At 69.5% G+C, this 20,919-nt stretch carries 20 protein-coding genes and 2 pseudogenes; 15 read left to right on the top strand and 7 right to left on the bottom strand.

All coding sequences use genetic code 11. From position 1 onward, the window contains the following. Nucleotides 1-15: 15 nt before the first annotated feature. From ABZ876_RS29945 to ABZ876_RS29920, 6 genes are all read right to left on the bottom strand, one after another. Nucleotides 16-294 (bottom strand): hypothetical protein, encoded by a 279-nt coding sequence (locus tag ABZ876_RS29945; RefSeq protein WP_361787784.1) that lies wholly within the window; start codon nt 292-294, stop codon nt 16-18. Nucleotides 295-539: 245 nt separating this feature from the next. Further along, nucleotides 540-1,493, bottom strand: coding sequence for a hypothetical protein (locus ABZ876_RS29940; protein ID WP_361787782.1), 954 nt, complete (start codon nt 1,491-1,493; stop codon nt 540-542). Next, complete coding sequence (locus ABZ876_RS29935; protein WP_361787780.1) at nt 1,490-2,611, bottom strand: protein phosphatase 2C domain-containing protein; 1,122 nt, start codon at nt 2,609-2,611, stop codon at nt 1,490-1,492. The genes ABZ876_RS29940 and ABZ876_RS29935 overlap by 4 nt, the downstream gene beginning before the upstream one ends. 8 nt (nt 2,612-2,619) lie before the next feature. Beyond that, nucleotides 2,620-3,285 (bottom strand): VWA domain-containing protein, encoded by a 666-nt coding sequence (locus tag ABZ876_RS29930; protein ID WP_361787778.1) that lies wholly within the window; start codon nt 3,283-3,285, stop codon nt 2,620-2,622. 45 nt (nt 3,286-3,330) lie between these two features. After that, on the bottom strand, nt 3,331-3,825 hold the full coding sequence (locus tag ABZ876_RS29925) for a hypothetical protein (RefSeq protein ID WP_361787776.1): 495 nt from the start codon (nt 3,823-3,825) through the stop codon (nt 3,331-3,333). After that, nucleotides 3,822-5,291 (bottom strand): hypothetical protein, encoded by a 1,470-nt coding sequence (locus tag ABZ876_RS29920; protein WP_361787774.1) that lies wholly within the window; start codon nt 5,289-5,291, stop codon nt 3,822-3,824. The genes ABZ876_RS29925 and ABZ876_RS29920 overlap by 4 nt, the downstream gene beginning before the upstream one ends. Nucleotides 5,292-5,510: 219 nt before the next feature. Between ABZ876_RS29920 and ABZ876_RS29915 the strand changes: the two genes are divergently transcribed. The 10 genes and pseudogenes from ABZ876_RS29915 to ABZ876_RS29870 form a co-directional block, all read left to right on the top strand. Continuing rightward, nucleotides 5,511-6,185, top strand: coding sequence for a tellurium resistance protein (locus tag ABZ876_RS29915; protein WP_361787772.1), 675 nt, complete (start codon nt 5,511-5,513; stop codon nt 6,183-6,185). 518 nt (nt 6,186-6,703) lie between these two features. Next, nucleotides 6,704-6,932, top strand: a pseudogene (locus tag ABZ876_RS29910) (IS5/IS1182 family transposase); the annotation flags it as partial. Nucleotides 6,933-7,238: 306 nt separating this feature from the next. Next, a complete protein-coding gene (locus tag ABZ876_RS29905) occupies nt 7,239-8,816 on the top strand; it encodes an ABC transporter substrate-binding protein (RefSeq protein ID WP_361787770.1) in 1,578 nt (525 codons plus the stop codon). A gap of 315 nt (nt 8,817-9,131) precedes the next feature. Then, nucleotides 9,132-11,612 (top strand): ATP-binding protein, encoded by a 2,481-nt coding sequence (locus ABZ876_RS29900; protein ID WP_361787768.1) that lies wholly within the window; start codon nt 9,132-9,134, stop codon nt 11,610-11,612. Next, the gene (locus ABZ876_RS29895) at nt 11,609-12,085 is read left to right on the top strand and encodes a roadblock/LC7 domain-containing protein (protein WP_055495024.1); all 477 of its coding nucleotides are present in this window, start codon (nt 11,609-11,611) and stop codon (nt 12,083-12,085) included. The genes ABZ876_RS29900 and ABZ876_RS29895 overlap by 4 nt, the downstream gene beginning before the upstream one ends. A 40-nt stretch (nt 12,086-12,125) precedes the next feature. Further along, nucleotides 12,126-12,563 carry a DUF742 domain-containing protein gene (locus ABZ876_RS29890; RefSeq protein ID WP_361787766.1) on the top strand — a complete coding sequence of 146 codons (438 nt, stop codon included), beginning with the start codon at nt 12,126-12,128 and terminating at the stop codon, nt 12,561-12,563. 49 nt (nt 12,564-12,612) lie between these two features. Further along, nucleotides 12,613-13,140, top strand: coding sequence for an ATP/GTP-binding protein (locus ABZ876_RS29885; RefSeq protein WP_055495080.1), 528 nt, complete (start codon nt 12,613-12,615; stop codon nt 13,138-13,140). Between the two features lie 570 nt (nt 13,141-13,710). Then, the gene (locus ABZ876_RS29880; RefSeq protein ID WP_361787764.1) at nt 13,711-14,163 is read left to right on the top strand and encodes an SRPBCC family protein; all 453 of its coding nucleotides are present in this window, start codon (nt 13,711-13,713) and stop codon (nt 14,161-14,163) included. Nucleotides 14,164-14,301: 138 nt separating this feature from the next. Continuing rightward, nucleotides 14,302-14,517, top strand: coding sequence for a hypothetical protein (locus ABZ876_RS29875; RefSeq protein WP_361787762.1), 216 nt, complete (start codon nt 14,302-14,304; stop codon nt 14,515-14,517). 95 nt (nt 14,518-14,612) lie between these two features. Beyond that, nucleotides 14,613-14,942 (top strand): annotated as a pseudogene (locus ABZ876_RS29870) (SPW repeat protein); the annotation flags it as partial. Nucleotides 14,943-15,262: 320 nt separating this feature from the next. Here ABZ876_RS29870 and ABZ876_RS29865 read toward each other — a convergent pair. Continuing rightward, on the bottom strand, nt 15,263-15,715 hold the full coding sequence (locus tag ABZ876_RS29865; RefSeq protein ID WP_361787760.1) for a DUF6098 family protein: 453 nt from the start codon (nt 15,713-15,715) through the stop codon (nt 15,263-15,265). A gap of 105 nt (nt 15,716-15,820) precedes the next feature. On the opposite strand from ABZ876_RS29865, the gene ABZ876_RS29860 reads away from it, so the two are divergent. The 5 genes from ABZ876_RS29860 (at nt 15,821) to ABZ876_RS29840 (ending at nt 20,794) form a co-directional block, all read left to right on the top strand. Beyond that, nucleotides 15,821-16,474 carry a HemK2/MTQ2 family protein methyltransferase gene (locus ABZ876_RS29860; RefSeq protein ID WP_361787758.1) on the top strand — a complete coding sequence of 218 codons (654 nt, stop codon included), beginning with the start codon at nt 15,821-15,823 and terminating at the stop codon, nt 16,472-16,474. A 696-nt stretch (nt 16,475-17,170) separates the two neighbouring features. Continuing rightward, complete coding sequence (gene pcaC, locus ABZ876_RS29855) at nt 17,171-18,469, top strand: 4-carboxymuconolactone decarboxylase (protein ID WP_361787756.1); 1,299 nt, start codon at nt 17,171-17,173, stop codon at nt 18,467-18,469. Nucleotides 18,470-18,541: 72 nt separating this feature from the next. Continuing rightward, the gene (locus ABZ876_RS29850; protein WP_361787754.1) at nt 18,542-19,177 is read left to right on the top strand and encodes an MBL fold metallo-hydrolase; all 636 of its coding nucleotides are present in this window, start codon (nt 18,542-18,544) and stop codon (nt 19,175-19,177) included. Between the two features lie 317 nt (nt 19,178-19,494). Next, nucleotides 19,495-20,274 (top strand): exodeoxyribonuclease III, encoded by a 780-nt coding sequence (locus ABZ876_RS29845; RefSeq protein ID WP_361787752.1) that lies wholly within the window; start codon nt 19,495-19,497, stop codon nt 20,272-20,274. A 79-nt stretch (nt 20,275-20,353) separates the two neighbouring features. Beyond that, nucleotides 20,354-20,794, top strand: coding sequence for a DUF6278 family protein (locus ABZ876_RS29840; protein ID WP_361787750.1), 441 nt, complete (start codon nt 20,354-20,356; stop codon nt 20,792-20,794). The last annotated feature ends 125 nt before the right edge of the window (nt 20,795-20,919 follow it).

Here is a 20,919-nt window from a genome sequence, read left to right as displayed (position 1 = left end):
CGAGTGCCGGAGGGATCAGTCCCAGCCGCCGAGCAGACCGGCGTTCAGCTGGGCGTCACAGATGTTGTAGCCGCCGGACGCGTGCCCCTTCTTCGTCTTGCCGTCGATGGTGATGGAGCAGTTGATGTCGCCGCCGCCGTTGAGCTGGCCCATCACGTTGAAGTACAGGGCGTTCTTGGCGACCGGCAGGGTGGCCTCGAACGTGCCGTTCTTGAAGTGACCCTGCCGGGTGTCGCTGTCGCTGCCGTAGGTGATGTCCACACCGCCGGGCGCGGTGCCCCACACCTTGAACACGGCGGTCTTCTTCGCCTTGTCGTCCTTGGACGCGCCGCTCTTGGTCTTGTCGCCGGCCTTGCCGCTGGACGTGCCGTCGGCGGCGGCCTTCTTCTCCTTGGGCGCGGTGGCCGCGGGCTTGGTCCCGGCGGTGTCATGGGACTTGGTGGAGCCGCCCCCGCCGGCGGCCGCGGCGATGATTCCGATCAGAACGAACAGCGCGACGACTCCGAGACAGCCGAAGCCGAGGATCGGGACGCCTCTCCCTAGTGCCCTTGAGAGCGCAGGCTTATCGGCGTCCGAACGCGTGCCCCGTCCAGGACCGTGTGGTCGATGGCGGGCCGGGGCCTGGGTGCAGCCGCAGTCAGGGTGATCGTGCCACGGTCACTCAGCGCGGTCTGCCACTCGCTCGGCCGGGGACGGGTACCGCGCTCACCGGCGGCCTGCGAGAAGAGCCGACGAGTCGCGGCCTCCTGCCGGTCGTTCAGACAGCCCGCGACGAGCTCCAGCTCTTTCCCGGGCACGACATACGGGTCCTGGGTGAGAATGCGCCCCGCCACGAGGGCCGACTTGTACGCGTCCGTGTCCACCGACGCCTCGGTCGACGGCACCAGCGGATCGTTCCAGTCCGGAGTGCCGGCCTGGGCCTGCACGGCCGCACGGCCAACCCGGCGGAAGCCGTCGCAGTCCAGGAAGTGAACGGCGACTCCCGGTGTGAGCGACCACAGGATGTTGGCCTGCGAGATGTCACCGATCACGAGTCCGGCGCTGTGGAACCAGCCGATGGCTTCCACGCAAGCCACAGCCAGAGCTCTGCGCTGCTGCGGAGTCGGCTGCGCCACTTCCTGCCAGGCTACCTTGGGCGGCCTGATCAGGTATTGCAGCTCGCTCAGCTTCGTGGACCCGGCAGCGGTGCGCCACATCATGTCGGACGGGGCGCGCCGCATCAGGAAGCCGAGTACCCGGTTTCCCTCGACCACCCGGCACAGCGGCCAGGCAGCGAGGGAGTCCAGGCGGCTGCGGTCGGACTGGCCGAGGCTCTGCCGGAACGCGACGAGGTCGGCGAGGGCGCCGCCGTTGACCTTGGACGGATCCTTGTACTCCTTGAAGAGCAGCGACCCGTCGGACAGAGCGCGCACCTCACCTTGGCCGCCGCTGCCCACCCTGTCCCCCAGGGTGAACGATGCGCGGGTGACGTCCGCGCCGTCCTCCGCGCTCACGCTTCGTCCTCCCATACGCAGATCACGGTGCGGTCGTCGTCGTAGGACTTGGCCCGCGTCTGCGCCTGCCACAGGAAGTCGGACAGTGAGGGGACCTCGCCGCCCCAGGCATGGGCGAGGCGCCGCGCGAATTCGGGGTCCTTCTGTGTCAGAGGATTGGTGATGCCGTCGGTGCCCAGGAGAAGGACCTCACCCGGCTCTGCGGCCAGCAGGGTGGCCTTGACGCTGCGGTAGGCGTGGGGGAGAGCTTCGGTCCGAGTGTCGAGAACGGCGCCGTCTTCCGTGTGATTCCACTGATACCAACTCCCCTCGCGCAGGACGAAGAGGCCGCCGTCGCCTACGCTGAACAGAACGCGTTCACGGATACGGGCGTTCGTGGGCACGAGCAGGACATGCAGGGTCGTGGCGTAGTCCTGGTCAAGGTAGGGACGGCCTGCTCGATCGGCCAGAGATTTCCACTCGGAACGCATTTGCTCGGTCGCCCTGGCGACTGCCGTGTTGGCGATGCCGCTGAGATCGGCCTTGTTCCGCGCGCACAGTGCCGAGTAGATGGATTCGGCTTCCTGATCGAGGAAGACAGCCGCTTGGCGGGTCGCGTGGTAGGAGCCGATGTGCGAATTCGGGGCTGAGCCGACCCCGTCAGCGACCGCCAGCAGAAGCATCTCAGCCTCCGGGGGCCCGATGCGCGCCACCGTCACTGCGTCCTGGCGGCAGGTTCCCTGCCAGTTGTGGGAGTCACCGCTCACCGAAGCGGCGCGAACCGAGATCTGTCCTACTCGGGCTCCGTCCAGCCGGACAACGGGCGTGAAAGCGGCGCAATCGTCGCCGTCCCGAACGGAGGGGCGTGACAAGGGATACGGCGGATAGCTGGGAGGCCGGTTACCGACGTGACCGGGTACTCCGCGCGGTACGTCGGTTCTGGCCTCTGGAGACGTCACGGGGCGCTCCAGTGTGGGGGGCGCAGCCCACTCGTCTGTCTCCATCCGGGAGAGCGTCTTCTGGTGTGCGACGATCCCGGGCGGCAGGGTCGCATAGTGCGCGTCGACCTCACTGCCGTCGGGAGCGTGGCCCGCGTTCGCCGCACCCTGCATCGCCGTTTGCGACTTCTCGAGGTTCACCGGGCCGCTCACAGCTTGTCCAGGGAAAGGCTGGTGAAACCGGGGACCTGCTCCTCGACCTGGAGCTCGAAGCCCTCACCGCCTTGAGCGGACATGCTGGTCGCAGAGCTGACAATGGACCGGGTGAGACTAGAGGCGAACTCACGGATCGCCATGGCCGGGGAGATCGACTCGTCCTGCTGAATGAACGCCTTGAAGTTGGCAACCTCGGTGATGGTGGAGGTTTCGGCGTCGTTGATACCGAAGGCGATGATCTTCGGCGCGTAACGGAACGAGTTGAGTTCCTTGAGGTCGGTACGCCAGCCCTCGTCCGTGGGGATGCCGTCGGACAGGAAGAAGACCACCGGCCGGTAGACGTCGTGGCCCTCGGCCTTCAGGTCCGCGACGTCCCTCTCGATGGTGCTCTTCAGCAGGCGGAAGGCGGCTCCGAAAGAGGTGACTCCGCCCGCCGACAAGGACGGCAGCTGCGTCAGCTCGCTCAGGTCGGCGAGCGGCTGAAGCACCGAGGCCTGCGTCGAGAAACCGATCAGCGCGAAGCGGGTCTTGTCCGCGACGCTCGGGTTGGTGCTGATCTCCTGGTGCAGGTCGGGCAGCGCCGAGTTGATGGCGTCCACGCCACCTCCGGCCATGGAACCGGACTCGTCACACACCATGTAGAAGGGAAGGATCTGCATGGACTCTCCTGAGCTCAAGAAGACGGCGTGGAGACGGCGTGGCCGTCACCGGGTGTAGAAGTAGATCTCCAGGTCGGCCGCGCCGGAGGCGCCGCCGTTCCAGAAGTCCCGTGTCGTGGCGTCGCTGAACATGTGCGGTCGCGCCTTGTGCAGGGACTTGTTGATGTCGCGGGCGTACGCCTGACCGTCAGCGGGTTCATGCGCCTGGCCGAAGGTCAGCACGAAGGCCGCGTCGCGCTCCTTGTAGCGGGCGGTGGCGGCACGCAGCTCCTTCACCATCCGCGCGGTGTCACCCGTCGCAGCCGTCACATGGAGCTTGACCGGCTTGCGCTCCACCGACCGCGGACCCGTCGGTGTCGGGCTCGGCTTGGGTGAGGGCTTGGCGTCGGCCGACGGGAAAGGGTGAGCGGCGGCCCGGGCGGCCAGCGGATCCCCCCGGTCGCCCATGGAAACCAGCGCGAGAACGAGCAGCATGTCGGCGAAGAGCCACCCGGCCAGGTGCAGCGGGTTGAACCTGAAGCCTCGCTTTCGCGGGCTCACCGTGCCGATCCGATCCCGGCCCGCAGCTCCCTCGCCTGCCGCAGCTCATCCTCGGCGCGCCGCTGGGCTGCCTCGGCTCCGACCCGCGCTGCCTCCGCTTCGGCTCGCGCAGCCTCCGCGTCCGCTCGTGCCGAAGCCACGTCGGCCCGCGCGCTCTCCGTGTCGCTGAGCGCCAGCTCGAGGGCGTCGGTGACGCTTGCGAAGCGGTCGGCCGCGTCGTGCAGTGCCCGGCTGCGGGCCTCGATACCGAGCAGCGCCTCGCGAGACATCTCCGCCGCCTCGCTGGAGCGCTCGGCCACCGCCGCGAGGTCGTTGAGCAGTAGGCCGTTGACGTCGGAGACCATCTCGATTCCGGTGGTGAACCCACGCTGCGAGGCGGCGAGCACGGTCAGGGAGTCCTCGACCTGCTGGGCAGCATCGGACAGCGCGTTGCGGACGCGGTCGCCGTTCTCACCGACCGCCGACTCCAGCCGGTCCGCAGCACGGGCGAGGAGATCACGCATGGCGTCGCCGGCGGCTCGCAGATCTTCCAGTGCCTTGTCGAGCACGCCGGTCTGCCCGCCGACGGCGTCGGTCAGTTGCCTTCCCGCCTGCGTCAACGGGTCGGCGAGGTTCTCGACAGCGGTCTGGATGGCCGTACCGCTGTCGCGGACGGTCTCCTCGATCTGCTTCACCACTTGTTCGATCGGCCGTACATACGCCTCGGCCTGGGAAAGACGCTGCTCCGCCTTGTCCATCGCCTCACCGACCAGTTCCGCGGCTCGAGTGAGTTCCTCTTGCGTGGTGATGGCCTTGGAGTGCATCCGCTGCAGCCGTTTGGCCGCCGAGTTCAGTTCTTCCGCGAATCGTTGAGGCGAGGCGACACGGTGCCGGTTGAGGCAGAGCTGCGCCCGTGTCAGGACCGGTGTGAGGCGGGCGAGCACCGCCTGGGCGCGGCGGCGTGCCTGCTCGTCGCTGCGCTCGGCGGCGGTGCGCCGGTAACCGTGGACCGCCGTGAGGACGAACAACATCCCGAGCGCCACACAGCCGGCCACGGCGACGTGTCCGAACCGGAACGTGGCACCCAGGTGCCCGTCGAATCCGGACTGCCACAGCTGGAGGAACGGCCGGCCGGCTGCCTTGGGGTCGTCCCCCGTGAGTGCTCCGTACGCGCTCGAGGCCTGCCAGAGCCCGAACCAGGTGAAGAGCAGAGGCATGAAGACCAAGGCGCCGAGAACCCAGTCCAGGGCCGAGTCGAAGCGCCGCCCGCGGCCGTCCGCCGCGGTCTCGGCGATGCTCTCGGGACGTGCGAAATGCCCCATCAGGTCGAGGTCGGCCCACGGATCGAGGGCGTCCGCGTCATCGGAGTCGAGTGCCTGTGCCAGTGCGCGCAGCTCGTCGGCGCGCGGCGCGAGCAGAGGCTCCTGCGCCATGTCGTCGAGATGGCGTGCAGCCACCCCGTTGTCGAGTTGAATCCCCGTGAACATTCCCCACCCCTGCCCGCTGATACCGGGCCTTCTGTGCTGATCCAACTGCGGCCGACGCACGGCGATGATCTACAGCGAGAAGCACTGCGCCAACAAACATGGTTAGTGCAATGATCACACTCTCTTCACTGATCGCGCAATATTAGACGACGATCACACCTGTGGTGCGGCGTGGCGGGAACCGCCGACGCTGATCAATGATGTATAGGGAGGGCTGCCGTGAGCGGTGACGGAAGACAGCGGGGGGTCATCCAGTTGGGCCGTGGAGCACCGCCCGCCGAGCCTGAGCTGCGGACGCAGCAGCCGCGAGAGCAGCCAGCGCGCACCGTAGAGCTCACGAAGCACACGCCGCGGGCCCAGATCACCGGCCGGGGCATCATGCAGGTCAACCTCAACTGGTCGGTCACCGCGGAGGCCGACCTCGATCTGGGCTGCATGGTCCTCACCCGCAGCGGAAAGGGCGCTGCGGTGCAGCCCCTCGGTGAGACGTGGGGAAGCCTGGACGCCTGGCCCTACGTCAGCATCGACCAGGACGACCGGACGGGCGAGACCTCCGACGGGGAGACCCTCCGCATCAGCCTCGAGAAGCGCCGTAAGTTCAGGAAACTCCTCGTCTACGTGTACATCTACGAGGGCGCGGCCGACTTCCGGACACTCGGAGGCGTCGTCACCGTCAGCGCACCGAGCGGCACCTGGCGCATCCACCTCGACGACTCCCCGGCCGACGCCACCGCATGCGCCATTGCGCTGCTGACCCCGGGGCAGGACACGCTCGAACTCCGACGCGAGGTCCGCTGGTTCACCGCAAAGCCGTGGCTGTCGAACCAGGAGCTCATCGACCGGGCATACGGCTTCGGGTTCGACTGGGTGCCGGGCAGCAAGCCGCCGTTGTGAGCCGGTGCCGGTCCGGCGTGGGTTCCGGCCGGACCGGCCACAGCAGCCACCTCACGGCAACGTGGCGCGCATCCACGCGCTCGCCTGATCCGGTGGGGCGTGTGTGTCTATGCCGAGCACGTGGATGACGCCCAAACCACGCTGAGGGCTCCCGATCCGTAGCGTGCGTCGGGCGTACCCTCCCGGCCGGGGATGCACGATGACCGCCTTCGGCGCGCCGGCCGGGGTGTAGCCGGCGCTGTAGGTCAGGAGCTGGTTCGTCGACGCCGTGGGATGTGGAGGTGGCCCTGATTCCCTTCGTGATCAGCTAGGCGGTGCCACTGGGGAACCGAGTAGTGGCACGTCCCACGCGGAGCGAACAACGGGCCGCCAGCCGGCGAGTCGGAGTGGACCGCGCCGCGGCCGAACCGGGCCGACGAACCAGCCTGAGCAGCCCGACCAGCTCCACCTCTTCGGCCTGACGTCGGCCTTCGAGACCTGGTTGTGGTCTTGAAGGCCGACGTCGTCATGTGGGGTGAGTGGATGTCGTTGCGGCCCACGGGCCTGGGGAGGTCCCGGCGGAGACGGTGCCGGTGGCGCGGCAGCGCTCCCGAGCGGAAGCCTGGCACTCCGGCTGCTGGGCGGGTTGGGCCGCTGTTCCGCGACGAGGAGTTCACCCATCCCTTCCCCGCGCGCGGTCGGCCTGCCTGGTCGCCTGCCGGGCCGGCGCTCGTGCCGGTGCCGCAGTTCGTGGAGGGGCTGACCGATTCGGTGACCGGCGCGGCGCCGCGGTGAACTGCTGAGATCCCCGGCCGTGGTCCGGTCCACCCCCGTCCGGCAGACCCGGCCCGATCTCTTGCACCATTTCCCGATGTTCGATGGGTGTTCGATGGGCATGTGTTCTAACCTCCTGACGATCCGTAATGGGGCGATGACCGCGTTGGCGAGGCGGTCGGCTGTGGCGTGCGCGAAGCCCGGCCGACTGGCCTTTGCCCGCGTTGCAGAGGTGCTGCGCGTCATCCGAGCAGTCAGCGCGCCATGAGAACGGCCCTGATGTAAAGGCGACACCTGCCCATGACCGAGCACGGAAACAACCCCAGCGGAGCGATGAGGCGAAGAACCGTCCTGCGTGGTGGTGGCGGCCTGCTCGCCACGGCCGCGGCGGGCCTGCTCCCGGGGTGCTCCGGGTCCGGCGGCGACGACTCGGGAGCCAGGACCCCGAAGAAGGGCGGCGTCCTGCGCGTCGGCTGCACCGGCGGCAGCGCAAAGGACACCCTCGACCCTCACAATCCCGTCATCTGGCCCGACCACGCACGGGCGGTGAACCTGTTCGAGCGGCTGTTCGTCCATGACGAGAGATACCGCGTCAAGCCCCTGCTCGCGGACTCGATGGAGCCGTCCAAGGACGGCAGGGCCTGGACGCTGAGGCTCCGTTCCGGGGTGGAGTTCCACAACGGCAAGACCCTGGACGCCGACGACGTCATCGCCTCCCTGCGCAGGATCGCGAACCCCAAGGCGCCCGCCGCCGGGGCCAGCAGCCTCGCCGTGGTCGACGTCGCGGACCTCAAGCGGATCGACTCCCTGACCGTGCGGATCCCGCTGAAGACTCCGTACGCCCTGCTGGAGGACCTGCTCGCGCAGACCGTCATGGCTGTCGTCCCGGCGGACTTCGACCTCAGGAAACCCATCGGCACCGGCCCGTTCGTCTACAAGTCCTTCACCCCCGGGGACGAGAGCGTCTTCACCAGGTTCGACAACTACTGGCGTCGCCCGGCCCATGTCGACCAACTGCACATCATCGACTTCCCCGACGACACGGCCAGGGTCAACGCGCTGCTCAGCCGGGAGATCGACGCCATGGACAACCTGCCGCTCGAGCAGATGGAGCTGGTCGAGGCCCAGGGCTGCAAGGTCCTGATCTCGGAGCCCGGGGCCTGGACCCCGCTGACCATGCGCCTGGATACCGGCCCCTTCGACGACGAGCGGGTCCGCCAGGCGATGCGGCTGATCGTCGACCGGCCGCAGATGGTCCGCCAGGTGCTCAGAGGACAGGGACGCATCGGCAACGACCTCTACGCACCCTTCGATCCGGCGTACAACCACGATCTGCCGCAGCGCGTCCAGGACCTCGACAAGGCCAGATTCCTGTTGAAAGCCGCCGGGCACGAGGGGCTCAACGTGGAGCTGGTCACCTCCAACGGCATCGGCATCGGCGCGGTCGAGACCGCGCAGCTCTTCGCCCAGCAGGCCAGGGGCGCCGGGGTGACGGTGCGGGTCCGCAAGACCGACTCCGCGACCTTCTACGGCGACAAGTACCTGAGCTGGCCGTTCGCCATGGACTACTGGTTCACGCGGAACTACCTGGCGCAGGTGGAACAGGGATCGATCAAGGGCGCCCCTTACAACGAAACGCACTGGAGGGACCCGGAGTTCGTCTCCCTCGTCAACCAGGCCCGCGGCCAGTTCGACGAGGGCAAGCGCAACGAACTGCTCAAGGCGGCCCAGAAGATCGAGTACGAGCGCGGCGGCTACATCGTCTGGGGCTTCAAGAACCAGGTCGATGCGTACGCGGCCGGGGTCGGCGGACTGGTCCCGACCCGCAGCCACCCCTTGTCCGACTACCGGTTCCGCGACGTCTCCGTCGACGGCTGAGGGCCGAAGCCGTGCACGGGCGCCGCCCGGCAGGGCAAAGACCGCCACCCGAGCGCCGGGCTCCTCGAAGGCCCGGCCCCGGACCGGCCGGCACGCCCATCGTCACCGTTCTCTCTGCACGACGCTTGAACCCCACGGGCAAAAAGGCTGTAGTCTCCGCCCGTTCGGACAAGCGATACAGATCAGCACGGCAACTCACCCAGGCAACAGAGCAGCTTGCCCGTACGACATCGTTCCGGAGGCTTGGTGTCCCCGCACAAGGTGGAAGCAGCGGAACAGGCACGTCGGGGAGCGCGGGTTCGGCGAAGGGCCGACGTGTTCCTCGACCGCTGGCCGTTCCAGCGCAAGCTCAATGTGCTGGTGATCATCCCCGCCGCGGTGGTCGCCGCCATCCTCGCCTACGTCATCGAGGGCCAGGTCGCACAGGCGCAGTCAGCGGCGCGCACCGCGGCCCTCGTCCGCAGCAGCGAGCAGGTCGCCTCCCTCGTCGACGACCTGCAGAGGGAGCATCAGCAGGCGATTCTGCTCTCGGTGCGCTACCAGGCCGCGGAGCCCGGTGGGCCCGCGCCGTCGCCGCGGGACTACCGCCGGGCCCAGTGGGCCGTCGACCGCCAGGTCGCCGAGGTCCGCTCCGCGTTCGGATCCCGCCTTCCCGCGGCGGAGACCAGGGCGTTGCGCGGCGTCGCCGGGCTGACCGGGCTGCGCAAGACGGTCGAAGGCGCCTACCTCCCGGCCGACAGCATCGACCCGGCCTATGACTCCATGGTGTCCAACCTCATCGACGGGCTCGGCCTCGGCGGATCCGCGGGCGGTGCGGTGTCGTCGCCCGAGAACGTCCTGGACACCCTGCTGCGCGCGGACGCCGCGCATGCCGCGTTCGAGACCGGTGTCTTCTCCGCCCAGACCGGCGACTCCAGCGCACTCACGGAATTCACCGGCGCGGTGGGCAGCCTCCAGCTCTACAACCACCACGCTCAGCGCTTCAGCCGGATCGCCTCGGTGGCCCAGAGCGGCCGGCTGGCCCGGATCGAGCGCAACGCGCACCAGAACGCCATCCGGTCCGAGTTCGCGTCCCTCCAGTTCGATCCCTCCTCCCTGGAGGCCAGGGACCTCGACGAGGTGCGGGCGGCCGTCGACAAGGCCATCGCGGCGTATCCGACGTACGAGAAGCAGGCGTCCACCCGGCTGGAGATCACCCGGTCACTGATCCACCAGATCGCGGACGACGGCGACCGGGCCTCTTCCGACGCCTGGTGGCGAGTGGGGTGGCTGCTGACCGCGGTGGTGCTGACCTTCGCCTTCTGGCTGCTGCTCTCCCTCCTGGTCCGGCGCTCCGTCGTGCGGCCCGTGCGGATGCTGACCGCCGCGGCCCAGCAGGTGGCCAGGGCGACCGGGCAGGAGCTCGCGCGGGTGGCGGACGACGAGGCCGAGGACGACGGCCGGCTCAGGCTGAACGCAGTCCCGGTGCGGGCACGCGACGAGATCGGCACGCTGGCGGAGGCGTTCAACGAGGTACAGGAGGCGGCCGCCGCCCTGCTGCAGCGCCAGGTGCTCAGCCGGCGCAATGTGGCGGAGATGTTCGGCAACGTCGGGCGGCGCGTCGGCAACCTGACCGCGCGCCAGCTGGCGCTGATCGATGCGGTCGAGCGTGAGGAGACCGACCCCGCGCTGCTCGACCAGCTCTACCACATCGACCACCTGGCGGTGCGCCTGCAGCGCAATGCCGACAGTCTGATGCTGCTCGCCGGGCTGGCGGAGACCGCTCTCGAGGCCCGGCCGACGGCGCTGACCAACGTCGTACGGGGCGCGCTCGCCCAGATCGAGGAGTACCAGCGGATCCACCTGCGTGTGCTGGACGAGGTCACCGTCGCGCCCGACATCGTCGGCGATCTGACCCTGATGCTCGCCGAGCTGATGGAGAACGCGGTGGCGTTCTCCCCTGCCGAGAGCCCCGTCGAGGTGCGGGTGCGCTCCCAGGGCGAGGCGGCGGTGGTCGAGGTCGTCGACCACGGGCTCGGCATGAGCGCCGAGCGTCTGAAAGAGGAGAACGAGCGGCTGGTGCGCCGCGAGCGGCTCGACCTTGTCCCCACCAAGGTCCTCGGGCTCTTCGTGGTCGGCCGGATCGCCCGGCGCTGGGGCATCAGGGTCACGTTGACCGCGACGATGGGCGGTGGGGTCACCAGCAGGGTCTTCATCCCCTCGACGCTGCTCATGCCGTTGAGCCACGTGCCCACGGTGTTCGCGGGCGAGGACTTTTCCTCGTCGGTCCTCCCCACCCGGAGTCGGCCCGTGGGGCCCGCCAAGCCCCCAGCGCTCACCGGGCCTGCCGTCACATCCGCCGTTCCCCAGCAGCATCCCCAGCCCTCGCGGCGAACCCCCGCGGATGGCGCACCGCGGGACAGCACCGGGAAGGAGCCCGCACCGTTGCCGCGACGTGTCCCGCGGACCACGCACACGGCCGGTCCGCCCCCCGAAACCCGGTCCGCGAACACCGCCGAAAGGGCCGCGGCGCAGGCGCAGGAACACCCGGATGGCGAGGCACTCACCCCGGCACCGGCCGCGCCGCCGCTACGGCGCCGTGTGCGCGGCGCCACGCTCGAGAACGCCGCGGCGGCACGCCGGCCGACGCCGACGTCGCGCCGGCCGCTCGACGCGGAGGCGGTCCGCTCCTCGATCGAAGAGTTCGAGGAGGCGGTGGCCCGGGCCGAGCGCGAGAGCGCGCAGCCGGGACAACAGCCGACTCGGATGCCGGCATCACCAGAATCCCCGGAGGGACCGGAAGGAGTGGGGCAGTGACCACGTCGACAGGTGGAACTCAATTCAACCCAGTGGAGCCCGTTGATCTGCGTGCCGCCGCAGAGGACTTCACCTGGCTGCTCAATCGATTCGCGACGGAGACCGCGGGCGTGGTGGATGCCATCGCCGTCTCCTCCGACGGTCTGCTGATAGCGGTCTCGCGGCTGTGCGACCACGCGGACTCCGAGCGTCTTGCGGCGATCGTCTCGGGAATCACCAGCCTGGCCGCCGGCGCTTCGGGCAACTACGGCCTCGGCGCCCTCAACAAGGTGATCATTGATCTGGAAGGAGGCCATCTCCTCGTCTCCGCGATCGGCAGCGGATCCGTGCTCGGCGTCGTCACCTCGAACGAGGCGAAGCTGGGGAACGTCGCCTACGAGATGACCCTGTTCGCCAACCGGGTGGGCGCGGCCCTCAGCCCCGAGCTGGTCCTCGAGCTCAAGAACAGCGTCGGTTCCCCGGCCACCGGGTGAACCGTCCGCCACCACATGCAGCAGGAAGGAAAGACCCAGAATGGCGTCCGAGGGTGGTCAGCACCACCCGGGCTCCGGCGGTTCGGGATCCGCCGGCCGCCCTTCGGCGATCCGGCCGTTCCTGCTGACCGCGGGAAGGGTTGCGGGCGGCGACGCGGTAGCGCCGCTCCCCATCGAGACCCAGGTCGTGACCACCTCGTTGGGCTTGGCCACCCTCGAAAGCCTGGCCTTCGAACACCGCGACATCGTCGCCGTATGCCGGCGGCCGCAGTCGCTGGCCGAGGTCGCCGCGAAGCTGCACCTGCATCTGAACGTCGTCCGTGTGCTCGCGGCCGACCTGCGCGCCCATGCGCTCCTCGCCGTATACGTGCCCAGTGCCGATGCCTCCCGCGACGTCTCCGTTCTGCGAAGGGTGATCGAGGGTCTCCGTGGCGTCGCCGAATCCGAAGGGGTACACCGTGACAGCCAACGGGATTGACGCACCGTGCGTCCCACACGAGACCGAACGGCCGCCCCTTCCCGTGAAGATGGTGATCGCGGGCGGGTTCGGCGTCGGCAAGACCACGACGGTGGCGTCAGTCTCGGAGATCGAACCGCTCACCACCGAGGCGTCGATCACCGAGGTCGCGGCGGGCGTGGACGATCTCAGCCACACCCCTCACAAGACCACCACCACGGTCGCCATGGACTTCGGCTGCATCACCCTCGATCCGACCCTGAAGCTGTACCTGTTCGGGACGCCCGGCCAGGAGCGTTTCGGCTTCATGTGGGACTACCTGGTGGAGGGCGCCCTGGGCGGATTGGTGATCGTCGACACCCGCCGCCTCGACGACTGCTTCGCCGCGGTCGACTACTTCGAGCACCGGGACATCCCGTTCGCGGTGGCCGTCAACGCCTTTGACGGCGAGGTCGCGCACGAGCTTGACGAGGTGCGCTGGGCGCTGGACGTCAGCGACCACGTCCCGCTGTTCGTCTTCGACGCCCGAGAACGGGGCTCGGTGCTCGACGCACTGCTGGTGGTACTCGACCATGCGCTGAAGCGGGCGGAGGCGTAGGCGGTACACGCCCGTCCGCAGGTGGTCGGCGGCGGCGACGGTGACGGCCGTCTCCACCGCGGCACGTGCTGGCCTGCCCGCTGCGCCCGCCGCACCCAGCGGCGACCGCGTCGCACCCGGCGGCGACCCGTGGAGAGCCGGATGCCCGGCCAACGGGCACGTCCGGTTCGGCGGGCGGGGACGGGAAGACCGACACCAGAAACGGTGCACGGGGTCCCGTCTCCGACCCAACTGTTCGGGAAATCCGGCCTATCGCAGGCTCGGGATGGACCGGGCAGAAGCCTCGCCGTCCAACTTGCGAGTCCGAGCCACTCTGCGGCCACCCCGGCACCTGGCTGATCAGGTAAGGCGGCAAGGATGTCATTGGTTTCCTCGTCGGTGAGCGTGAAGCAGACGACGCGTGGTCAAGCAGCCGGGCGGCCCGGGCGTTCGCCTCAGCCGTTTGGGCGGCTCGGCGACGCATCAATCACCAGCTGGTGGCAACCCGGACAGTGATGATCACAAGCAATGCAGGAAGACCGGCGCCATGCGGTCGGTCTGCTGCCCGCTTCCCAAGAAGGGAGATCACTGTTGTCGCAGGTAGAAGAGTCCATCGAGGTCGACGTCCCTATCCGTACCGCCTACAACCAGTGGACCCAGTTCGCGGACTTCCCGCAGTTCATGGACGGTGTCGAACGCATCGAACAGCGCACCGACACCCTCACCCACTGGGTCACCAAGATCGGCGGAGTACAGCGCGAGTTCGACGCGGAGATCACCGAGCAGATCCCCGACGAGCGGGTCGCCTGGACCACCGTCAACGGTGAGGCGAAGCAGGCCGGCGTCGTCACCTTCCACCGCTTGGACGACGCCCGCACCAAGGTCATGCTCCAACTGGACTACGACCCCCAGGGCCTCGCTGAGACGGTCGGCGACAAGCTGGGCTTCGTCAAACGGCAGGCCACAGGCGATCTGAAGCGGTTCAAGGAGTTCATCGAGTCCCGCGGCGGCGCCGAGACGGGCGCTTGGCGCGGCGAGGTCTGACCCGGACGACCGGCTGGTGTTGGTGGGCCTGCGGGCCCACCAACACCAGCCTCGTGCGTCGCCCGCGGGTGTCAAGCCGGTCTGCCGGGCAACCCGGACGCAGACACGACTCCGACAGCCCACATAACGGGAGATGACATGCCGGTCAGGGCTCGAAGCGCGTTCACCATCGCCGCAGCTGCGCTCGCCGGCAGCTGCATGAGCGTATGCGCCGTCCGCTGGTGGGCACGCCACACGTCGAACCGGCCGCCGGCCCGGCCCCTGCCGCCCCGGCAGGCCCCCGAGCCGGCCGCGCCCCAAGAGATCCTGCACAGCTACTGGAGCACCCTGCAGCCCCTGGATCTGACCTCCTAGTTCCCAGGCAGCGTGCGGGGTATCCAACGCCAACGAGTACACCTTCCATGTCGGCCGGCTGAGCCCTCGGCGCAGCGGCCGTCCCGGCCATCACGTGGATCACCGGGTTCAACGGCTTGTCCACCCTCGCCGTCAACAACCTCCTCATGGGCCTCGCCTACGCCCTGCTGATGAGCGTGGGCTTCGGCCGAGCCTACGAATGCACTCACAGCACGGCCTGGGGAGCCTGCGCCCTGGGGGTATGGACGATCATCGCGCCCTGGGTGGTGGCAGGCAGCGTCAGCACCACCAAGACCGTCACCAACAACGTCATCGCCGGCGCTATCGCACTCCTGCTCGCACTGGCTGCCAGCGCCGCCGACCGCGCTGCCGAATCACCCAAGATGCGACGCGAAACGGCGACGCCGTACACATCGGGCCGCTGACCTCTGAGCCCGCGACAATGCCGCGGTGGCGCCTTCACCTTGGCGAGCAGTGCCCTGCATCCCCGGTGCGGTTCCCGTCAGAGACCTCACCGACCAACCACCAGCGGGCCGCGCATCGGCTTCGGCCGCCGCTACGACCCCTCCGACAGAGCAGCGGCAGGCATCACCGGTATCCTTCCCGCCGGACAAGATCGGCTACTACCTCGGAAAGCCGACAGCCGCACTGTCTGCGTATCGGGACGGTCTTCCTCGGCACGCTTCCCAACTTGCTGCCCACTGTCCTTATGACAGTTACGGCGTGGCTCGTACTCGAAGCCGTATCAGGTGCGCCCGCCCCGGGCGAGGGGACCCCACCGACCGGGTTGCTCGTCGATGACGTGGAAAGCCTCTTGAATGGTCCGGTCCGCAATCCACCCGAGGGGTTCGACGTCCGTCACCAAGGGTTCGTTGTCCGGCCCCCGAGCCACCTCACGGCCGTGCAGCACCCATGGCCGGGTACGGGCATCCTTGTGGTGGGGAAGGTGGCAGTAGTCGTGCAGCCGACGCGCCACCCATACGTGCCTGGGCCGTGTGCCCCACCAGTCCTCGACATCCAAAGGGCTCGCCGACAGACCCGGCAACTTGACGCCGGTCAGGTCATCCCTGCTGCTTACCTGAGGCAGATCGCGTTCAGGCCCGAGGGACCACCGCGCGTAGAGCTCGCGCCGGGTCGAGAGCAGCCCGGTAAGTTCTTCAAGGCTGGTGTAGATCGACAGCTCGGTGGTGGCGCACATGACACCCACATGTGTGCCCCGTCGCCCAAACACCATGCCCGTACTGCTGGATCACACCGACAACAGCAGATCCATACGTCCGCCACGCCCGGGTACTCGGCTGCTGTGACCTTCCTTGTGCTTCCGGGCGTATACGCCCCGCAGGACGACACCGCATTGCTGGCCGAGGCCCTCCACGAGGAGGCTCCCTCGCCCGGGGCGCGGGTGCTGGACGTGGGCACCGGGAGCGGTGCGCTGGCGCTGGCCGCGGCCCGGCGGGGCGCCGAGGTGACCGCGGTGGACGTGTCCCGGCGCGCGGTGTGGACGGCCCGGCTGAACGCGTGGCTGACCCGGCTGCCAGTGCGGATCCGGCGCGGCAACCTCTTGGGTCCGGTCCACGACCGGACGTATGACCTGATCCTTGCGAACCCGCCCTACGTCCCGGCGCCGCACGCCCGGCGCGGTCCGCGCAGCCGGTCCCGGGCCTGGGACGCCGGCCACGACGGGCGGCTGCTGCTGGACCGGATCTGCCGAGACGCGCCCCCACTGCTGCACTCCGGGGGCGTGCTGCTCCTCGTGCAGTCCGCGCTCAGCGACACTGGGCGCTCCCTCCAGCTGTTGCGAGAGGCAGGACTGAAGGCCGCGGTGGTGCGGCGGCGATGGATCGCCTTCGGGCCGGTGCTGCGCTCCCGTGAGGAGTGGCTGCGCCGGCGCGGGCTGCTCGCCGCGTCCGACGAAATGGAAGAACTGGTGGTAATTCGCGCCGAACGAGTCCCCTGACGAGCTGGCCGATTCACGATGCAGCGGCGTTACTGAGCTTTGCCGGGTGATGTCGCGGGTCGGAATCGTTCGCGCTCAACTGCGGGAACGGGCGTCCGCGGCGGCCCATCACACGGAGATCATTGGTGCTCGGTGGCCTCCGTCGGCAGGCCTTGACGAGCGGCCAGCCGGTCAAGCAGGCCGGTGAGTTGTGCGGTTTCCCTGGCGGTCAGTCCCGCAGTCAATTCGGCGTCGACGGAGTGTGCAAGCTCTCCGCAGGCCACGAGTCAGAATCCAGGTGGCCCGGAGGCCGGCTGCTGGCTGTGGACCAGCGACGGCGAACGGGGAGGGGCGGCCAGGCCACGGCCAACGTCTCCCCTCCTGCGAGGGAAGGCAGAGCTTGCCCGCCGTGTGGCGTTCAGGATGTTCGTCGGTGAACCCCGGAAGGCTTTCAGGTACGTCATGCCGATCCTTGGGGACGGCACTACACGCTTTGCTGCAACCAGACCGTCTGGACGCCGTGCCGTGGGAAGCTGTGGAGCGCAGGGATTGGGAGGTGTGCGAGCCAGGAGGACGCACTGTCCCCACGGTCAGGCGTGCACATCGATGAACTCGTACGTGGACCCACGGTGCCGGGCGTGCCGCGCCGCGAGGGGCACGAGCCGCCGGGTTCACCTGGCCGTGTGAGATTTGGTGAGACGTGAGAGGGTCTGGGGCGTGAGTGAGACACCACCGAACACCCTGCAATACCGCTTTGACGGGCCAGAAGACGCTCCGGTCCTGATCTTGGGTCCCTCACTGGGTACCACATGGCACATGTGGGACCGGCAGGTTCCCGAGCTCGCCCGGCAGTGGCGGGTCTTCCGGTACGACCTTCCGGGCCACGGTGGCGCCCCCGCGCACCCGGCGGGTTCCGTCGCAGATCTCACCGCCCGGCTGCTGGCCACGCTCGACGGGCTCGGTGTGCAGCGGTTCGGCTACGCGGGCTGCGCGCTGGGCGGGGCCGTGGGGATCGAGCTGGCCCTGCGCCACCCCGAGCGCCTCTCCTCGCTCGTCCTGATCGCGGCCTCACCTCGCTTCGGCACGGCCGACGAGTTCCGTCAGCGCGGCGTGATCGTCCGAACGAACGGGCTCGACCCCATCGCGCGGACGTCCCCCGAGCGCTGGTTCACCGGAGGGTTCGCGGCCGCCCAGCCCGCGATCACCGAGTGGGCCGTGCAGATGGTGCGCACCACCGACCCCGGCTGCTACATCGCGGCCTGCGAAGCGCTCGCCGCCTTCGACGTGCGGGCCGAACTGGGCCGTATCGGTGTGCCGACCCTGGTTCTCGTCGGCTCGGAGGACCAGGTCACCGGCCCCGCCGAGGCCCGCACCCTGGTCGCCGGGATCCCGGACGCCCGGCTCGCGGTCGTCCCCGGCGCCTCCCACCTGGTGCCCGTCGAGCAGCCCGCGGCGGTCACCGATCTGCTCGTCCACCACTTCTCGACCGCCTGGCAGCCGGCGTTCGACGCGACGACCGGCCAGATGGCGGCGATCGTGGCGCCTCCGGTCAAGCCGGTGCTCGCCGCGCCCGCCCCGGTGGCCCCGGTGGCGGAGATCGCCCCGGCCGCCGTGGCGCCCGAGGCCGCGGGCAGGCAGGACCCGTACGACATGGGGCTCAAGATCCGCCGGGAGGTGCTCGGTGACGCGCATGTCGACCGGACGCTGGCCTCGGCGGACGACTTCTCCGGGGACTTCCAGAAGTTCGTCACCCGGTACGCGTGGGGCGAGATCTGGGACCGGCCGGGCCTGGACCGGCGCACCCGCAGCTGTGTCACGCTCACCGCGCTGGTCGCGGGCGGCCATTCGGAGGAACTCGCCTCCCACACCCGGGCGGCCCTGCGCAACGGACTGACCCCGGACGAGATCAAGGAGGTGCTGCTCCAGGCGGCGGTCTACTGCGGCGTACCGGCCGCGAACAGCGCGTTCAAGGTGGCGCAGCAGGTCATCCGCGAGGAGACGACCCCGCAGGAGTGAGCGTCAGCCGGGTGGTGAGAGCACCACGCCGAAGCAGTCTCCGGACGCCCGGGCGGGGGCAGGATGGAGCCCATGAAGCTCACGAAGAAGTCGCACGCCTGCATCCGGCTCGAGAAGGACGGGCGCAGGCTCGTCATCGATCCGGGCACCTTCAGCGAGGAGGACGCCGCGGTCGGCGCCGAGGCCATCCTGGTCACGCACGAGCACCTCGACCACTTCAACGAGGAGCGGTTGCGGACCGCCATGGAGTCCCACCCGGGCGCCGAGATCTGGACCCTCGCCTCCGTGGCGGAGAAGATCTCGGCGGCGTTCCCGGGACGTGTGCACACCGTCGGCCACGGCGACACCTTCACGGCCGCGGGCTTCGACGTCCAGGTCCACGGCGAACTGCACGCGGTGATCCACCCGGACATCCCGCGCATCACGAACGTGGGCTATCTGATCGACGGCGGCAAGGTCTTCCACCCGGGCGACGCGCTCACGGTCCCCGAACACCCGGTGGAGACGCTGATGCTTCCGGTGATGGCGCCCTGGAACAAGATCTCCGAGGTGATCGACTACGTCCGCGAGGTCAAGCCGCGGCGTGCGTACGACATCCACGACGCCCTGCTGACGGACCTCGCCCGCCCGATCTACGACAACCAGATCGGCGCGCTGGGCGGCGCGGAGCACATGCGGCTGGCGCCGGGCGCCTCGGCGGACGTCTGACGGCCGCGAGGCCCGGGAGGGGAGCGGGCCCGCGATCGTGCGGCCGGTTCCGTTGGCGGCCGGGCCCGCCGTGTCTCCGGGGCCAGGGTCCGTGATCGTGCGGCCGGTTCCGTTGGCGGCCGGGCCCGCCGTGTCTCCGGGGTCAGGGTCCGTGATCGTGCGGCCGGTTCCGTTGGCGGCCGGGCCCACTGTGTCTCCGGGGTCAGGGTCCGTGATCGTGCGGCCAGCGCCCCCGGCGCCCGGGCCCGCCGTCTCCTCGCGGCCGGGCCCGCCACCGCCCCGCCCGGTTGTCGTAGCCGCCGGGTAGGTTGTGAGGCATGCGCATCGCCACCTGGAACGTGAACTCGATCACCGCCCGTCTCCCGAGGCTTCTGGCCTGGCTGGAGAGCAGCGGCACGGATGTGCTGTGCCTCCAGGAGGCCAAGGTCGCCGAGGACCAGTTCCCCCACGACCAGCTGCGTGAGCTGGGCTACGAGGCGGCGGTCCACGCCACCGGCCGGTGGAACGGCGTGGCGGTGCTCTCCCGCGTCGGGCTCGAGGACGTGGTCAAGGGCCTGCCGGGCGATCCCGGCTACGACGGCCTCCAGGAGCCCCGCGCGATCTCCGCGACCTGCGGCCCGGTCCGCGTCTGGTCGGTGTACGTGCCCAACGGCCGTGAGGTGGACCACCCGCACTACGCGTACAAGCTGCGGTGGTTCGAGGCGCTGAAGGCGGCCGTGGCGGGCGACGCCGGGGGCAGCCGCCCGTTCGCGGTGCTGGGCGACTACAACGTGGCGCCGACGGACGACGACGTCTACGACATCGCCGCCTTCGAGGGTGCGACCCATGTCACCCCCGCCGAGCGGGCCGCCCTGACCTCCCTGCGGGAGACCGGTCTGACGGACGTGGTCCCGCGCCCGCTGAAGTACGACCACCCCTTCACGTACTGGGACTACCGCCAGCTCTGTTTCCCCAAGAACCGAGGCATGCGCATCGACCTCGTGTACGGCAACGAGCCGTTCGCGAAGGCGGTCAAGGACGCATACGTGGACCGGGAGGAGCGCAAGGGCAAGGGCGCCTCGGACCATGCGCCGGTCGTGGTCGACCTGGCGCCGTAGCCCGCGCGCGCCGGGGGAGGGTGGCCGGAGTCCGCGCGCCCTGTAGTGCGCGCCGTGGCCCTGGTGACACGCTGGGTGTATGAACATCCCCTTCCTGGGCAACTGGCGCAAGAAACACGGCCCCGCCCGCGGTGTCGCGGTGTTCTCCGACGGCGACCCCGACCCGAGCGGCGTCGCCGAACTCCTCTCCGAGTGCGAGCTGCTGCGCTCCCAGGCCGACCAGGCGGGCGTCGAACTCGACGACTCGGCGGCGTCGTTGGTGGCGCTCGACCAGGTCGTGCCGCGCTGGCGGGACGACGAGGAGACCCTGCCCTGGCTGGGGAACGACGCGGGCCTGTACCTGGGCACGGTGATCGTGCGCACGGTGCCGGGCGCCAGCTGGGAGGTCTGGCCGAGCGGCCACCCCGTGGTACGGCTGGCCTCCGGACGCGAGATCGACGTGGTCGACGCCGGCCACACCTGGGCCTCGACGGGCGCCCCCGAACTGACGCAGGTTTACGCCGAAGCGGCGGAGATGTAGGCGCTGTCCCCCGGGGGTGCACCGTCCGGAACCTCGACTAGGATGGGCCGTTCGTCCCCGCGGTCCCGGCGGCCGAGGGGGATCCCCCCGCGGCCCCGGGGACCGCAGGGGGAGGGAAGCACCAG

This window comes from Streptomyces sp. NPDC046931, assembly GCF_040644655.1.
In the GTDB taxonomy this organism is placed as follows: domain Bacteria; phylum Actinomycetota; class Actinomycetes; order Streptomycetales; family Streptomycetaceae; genus Streptomyces.
This window is presented reverse-complemented; position numbering and strand designations above follow the sequence as displayed.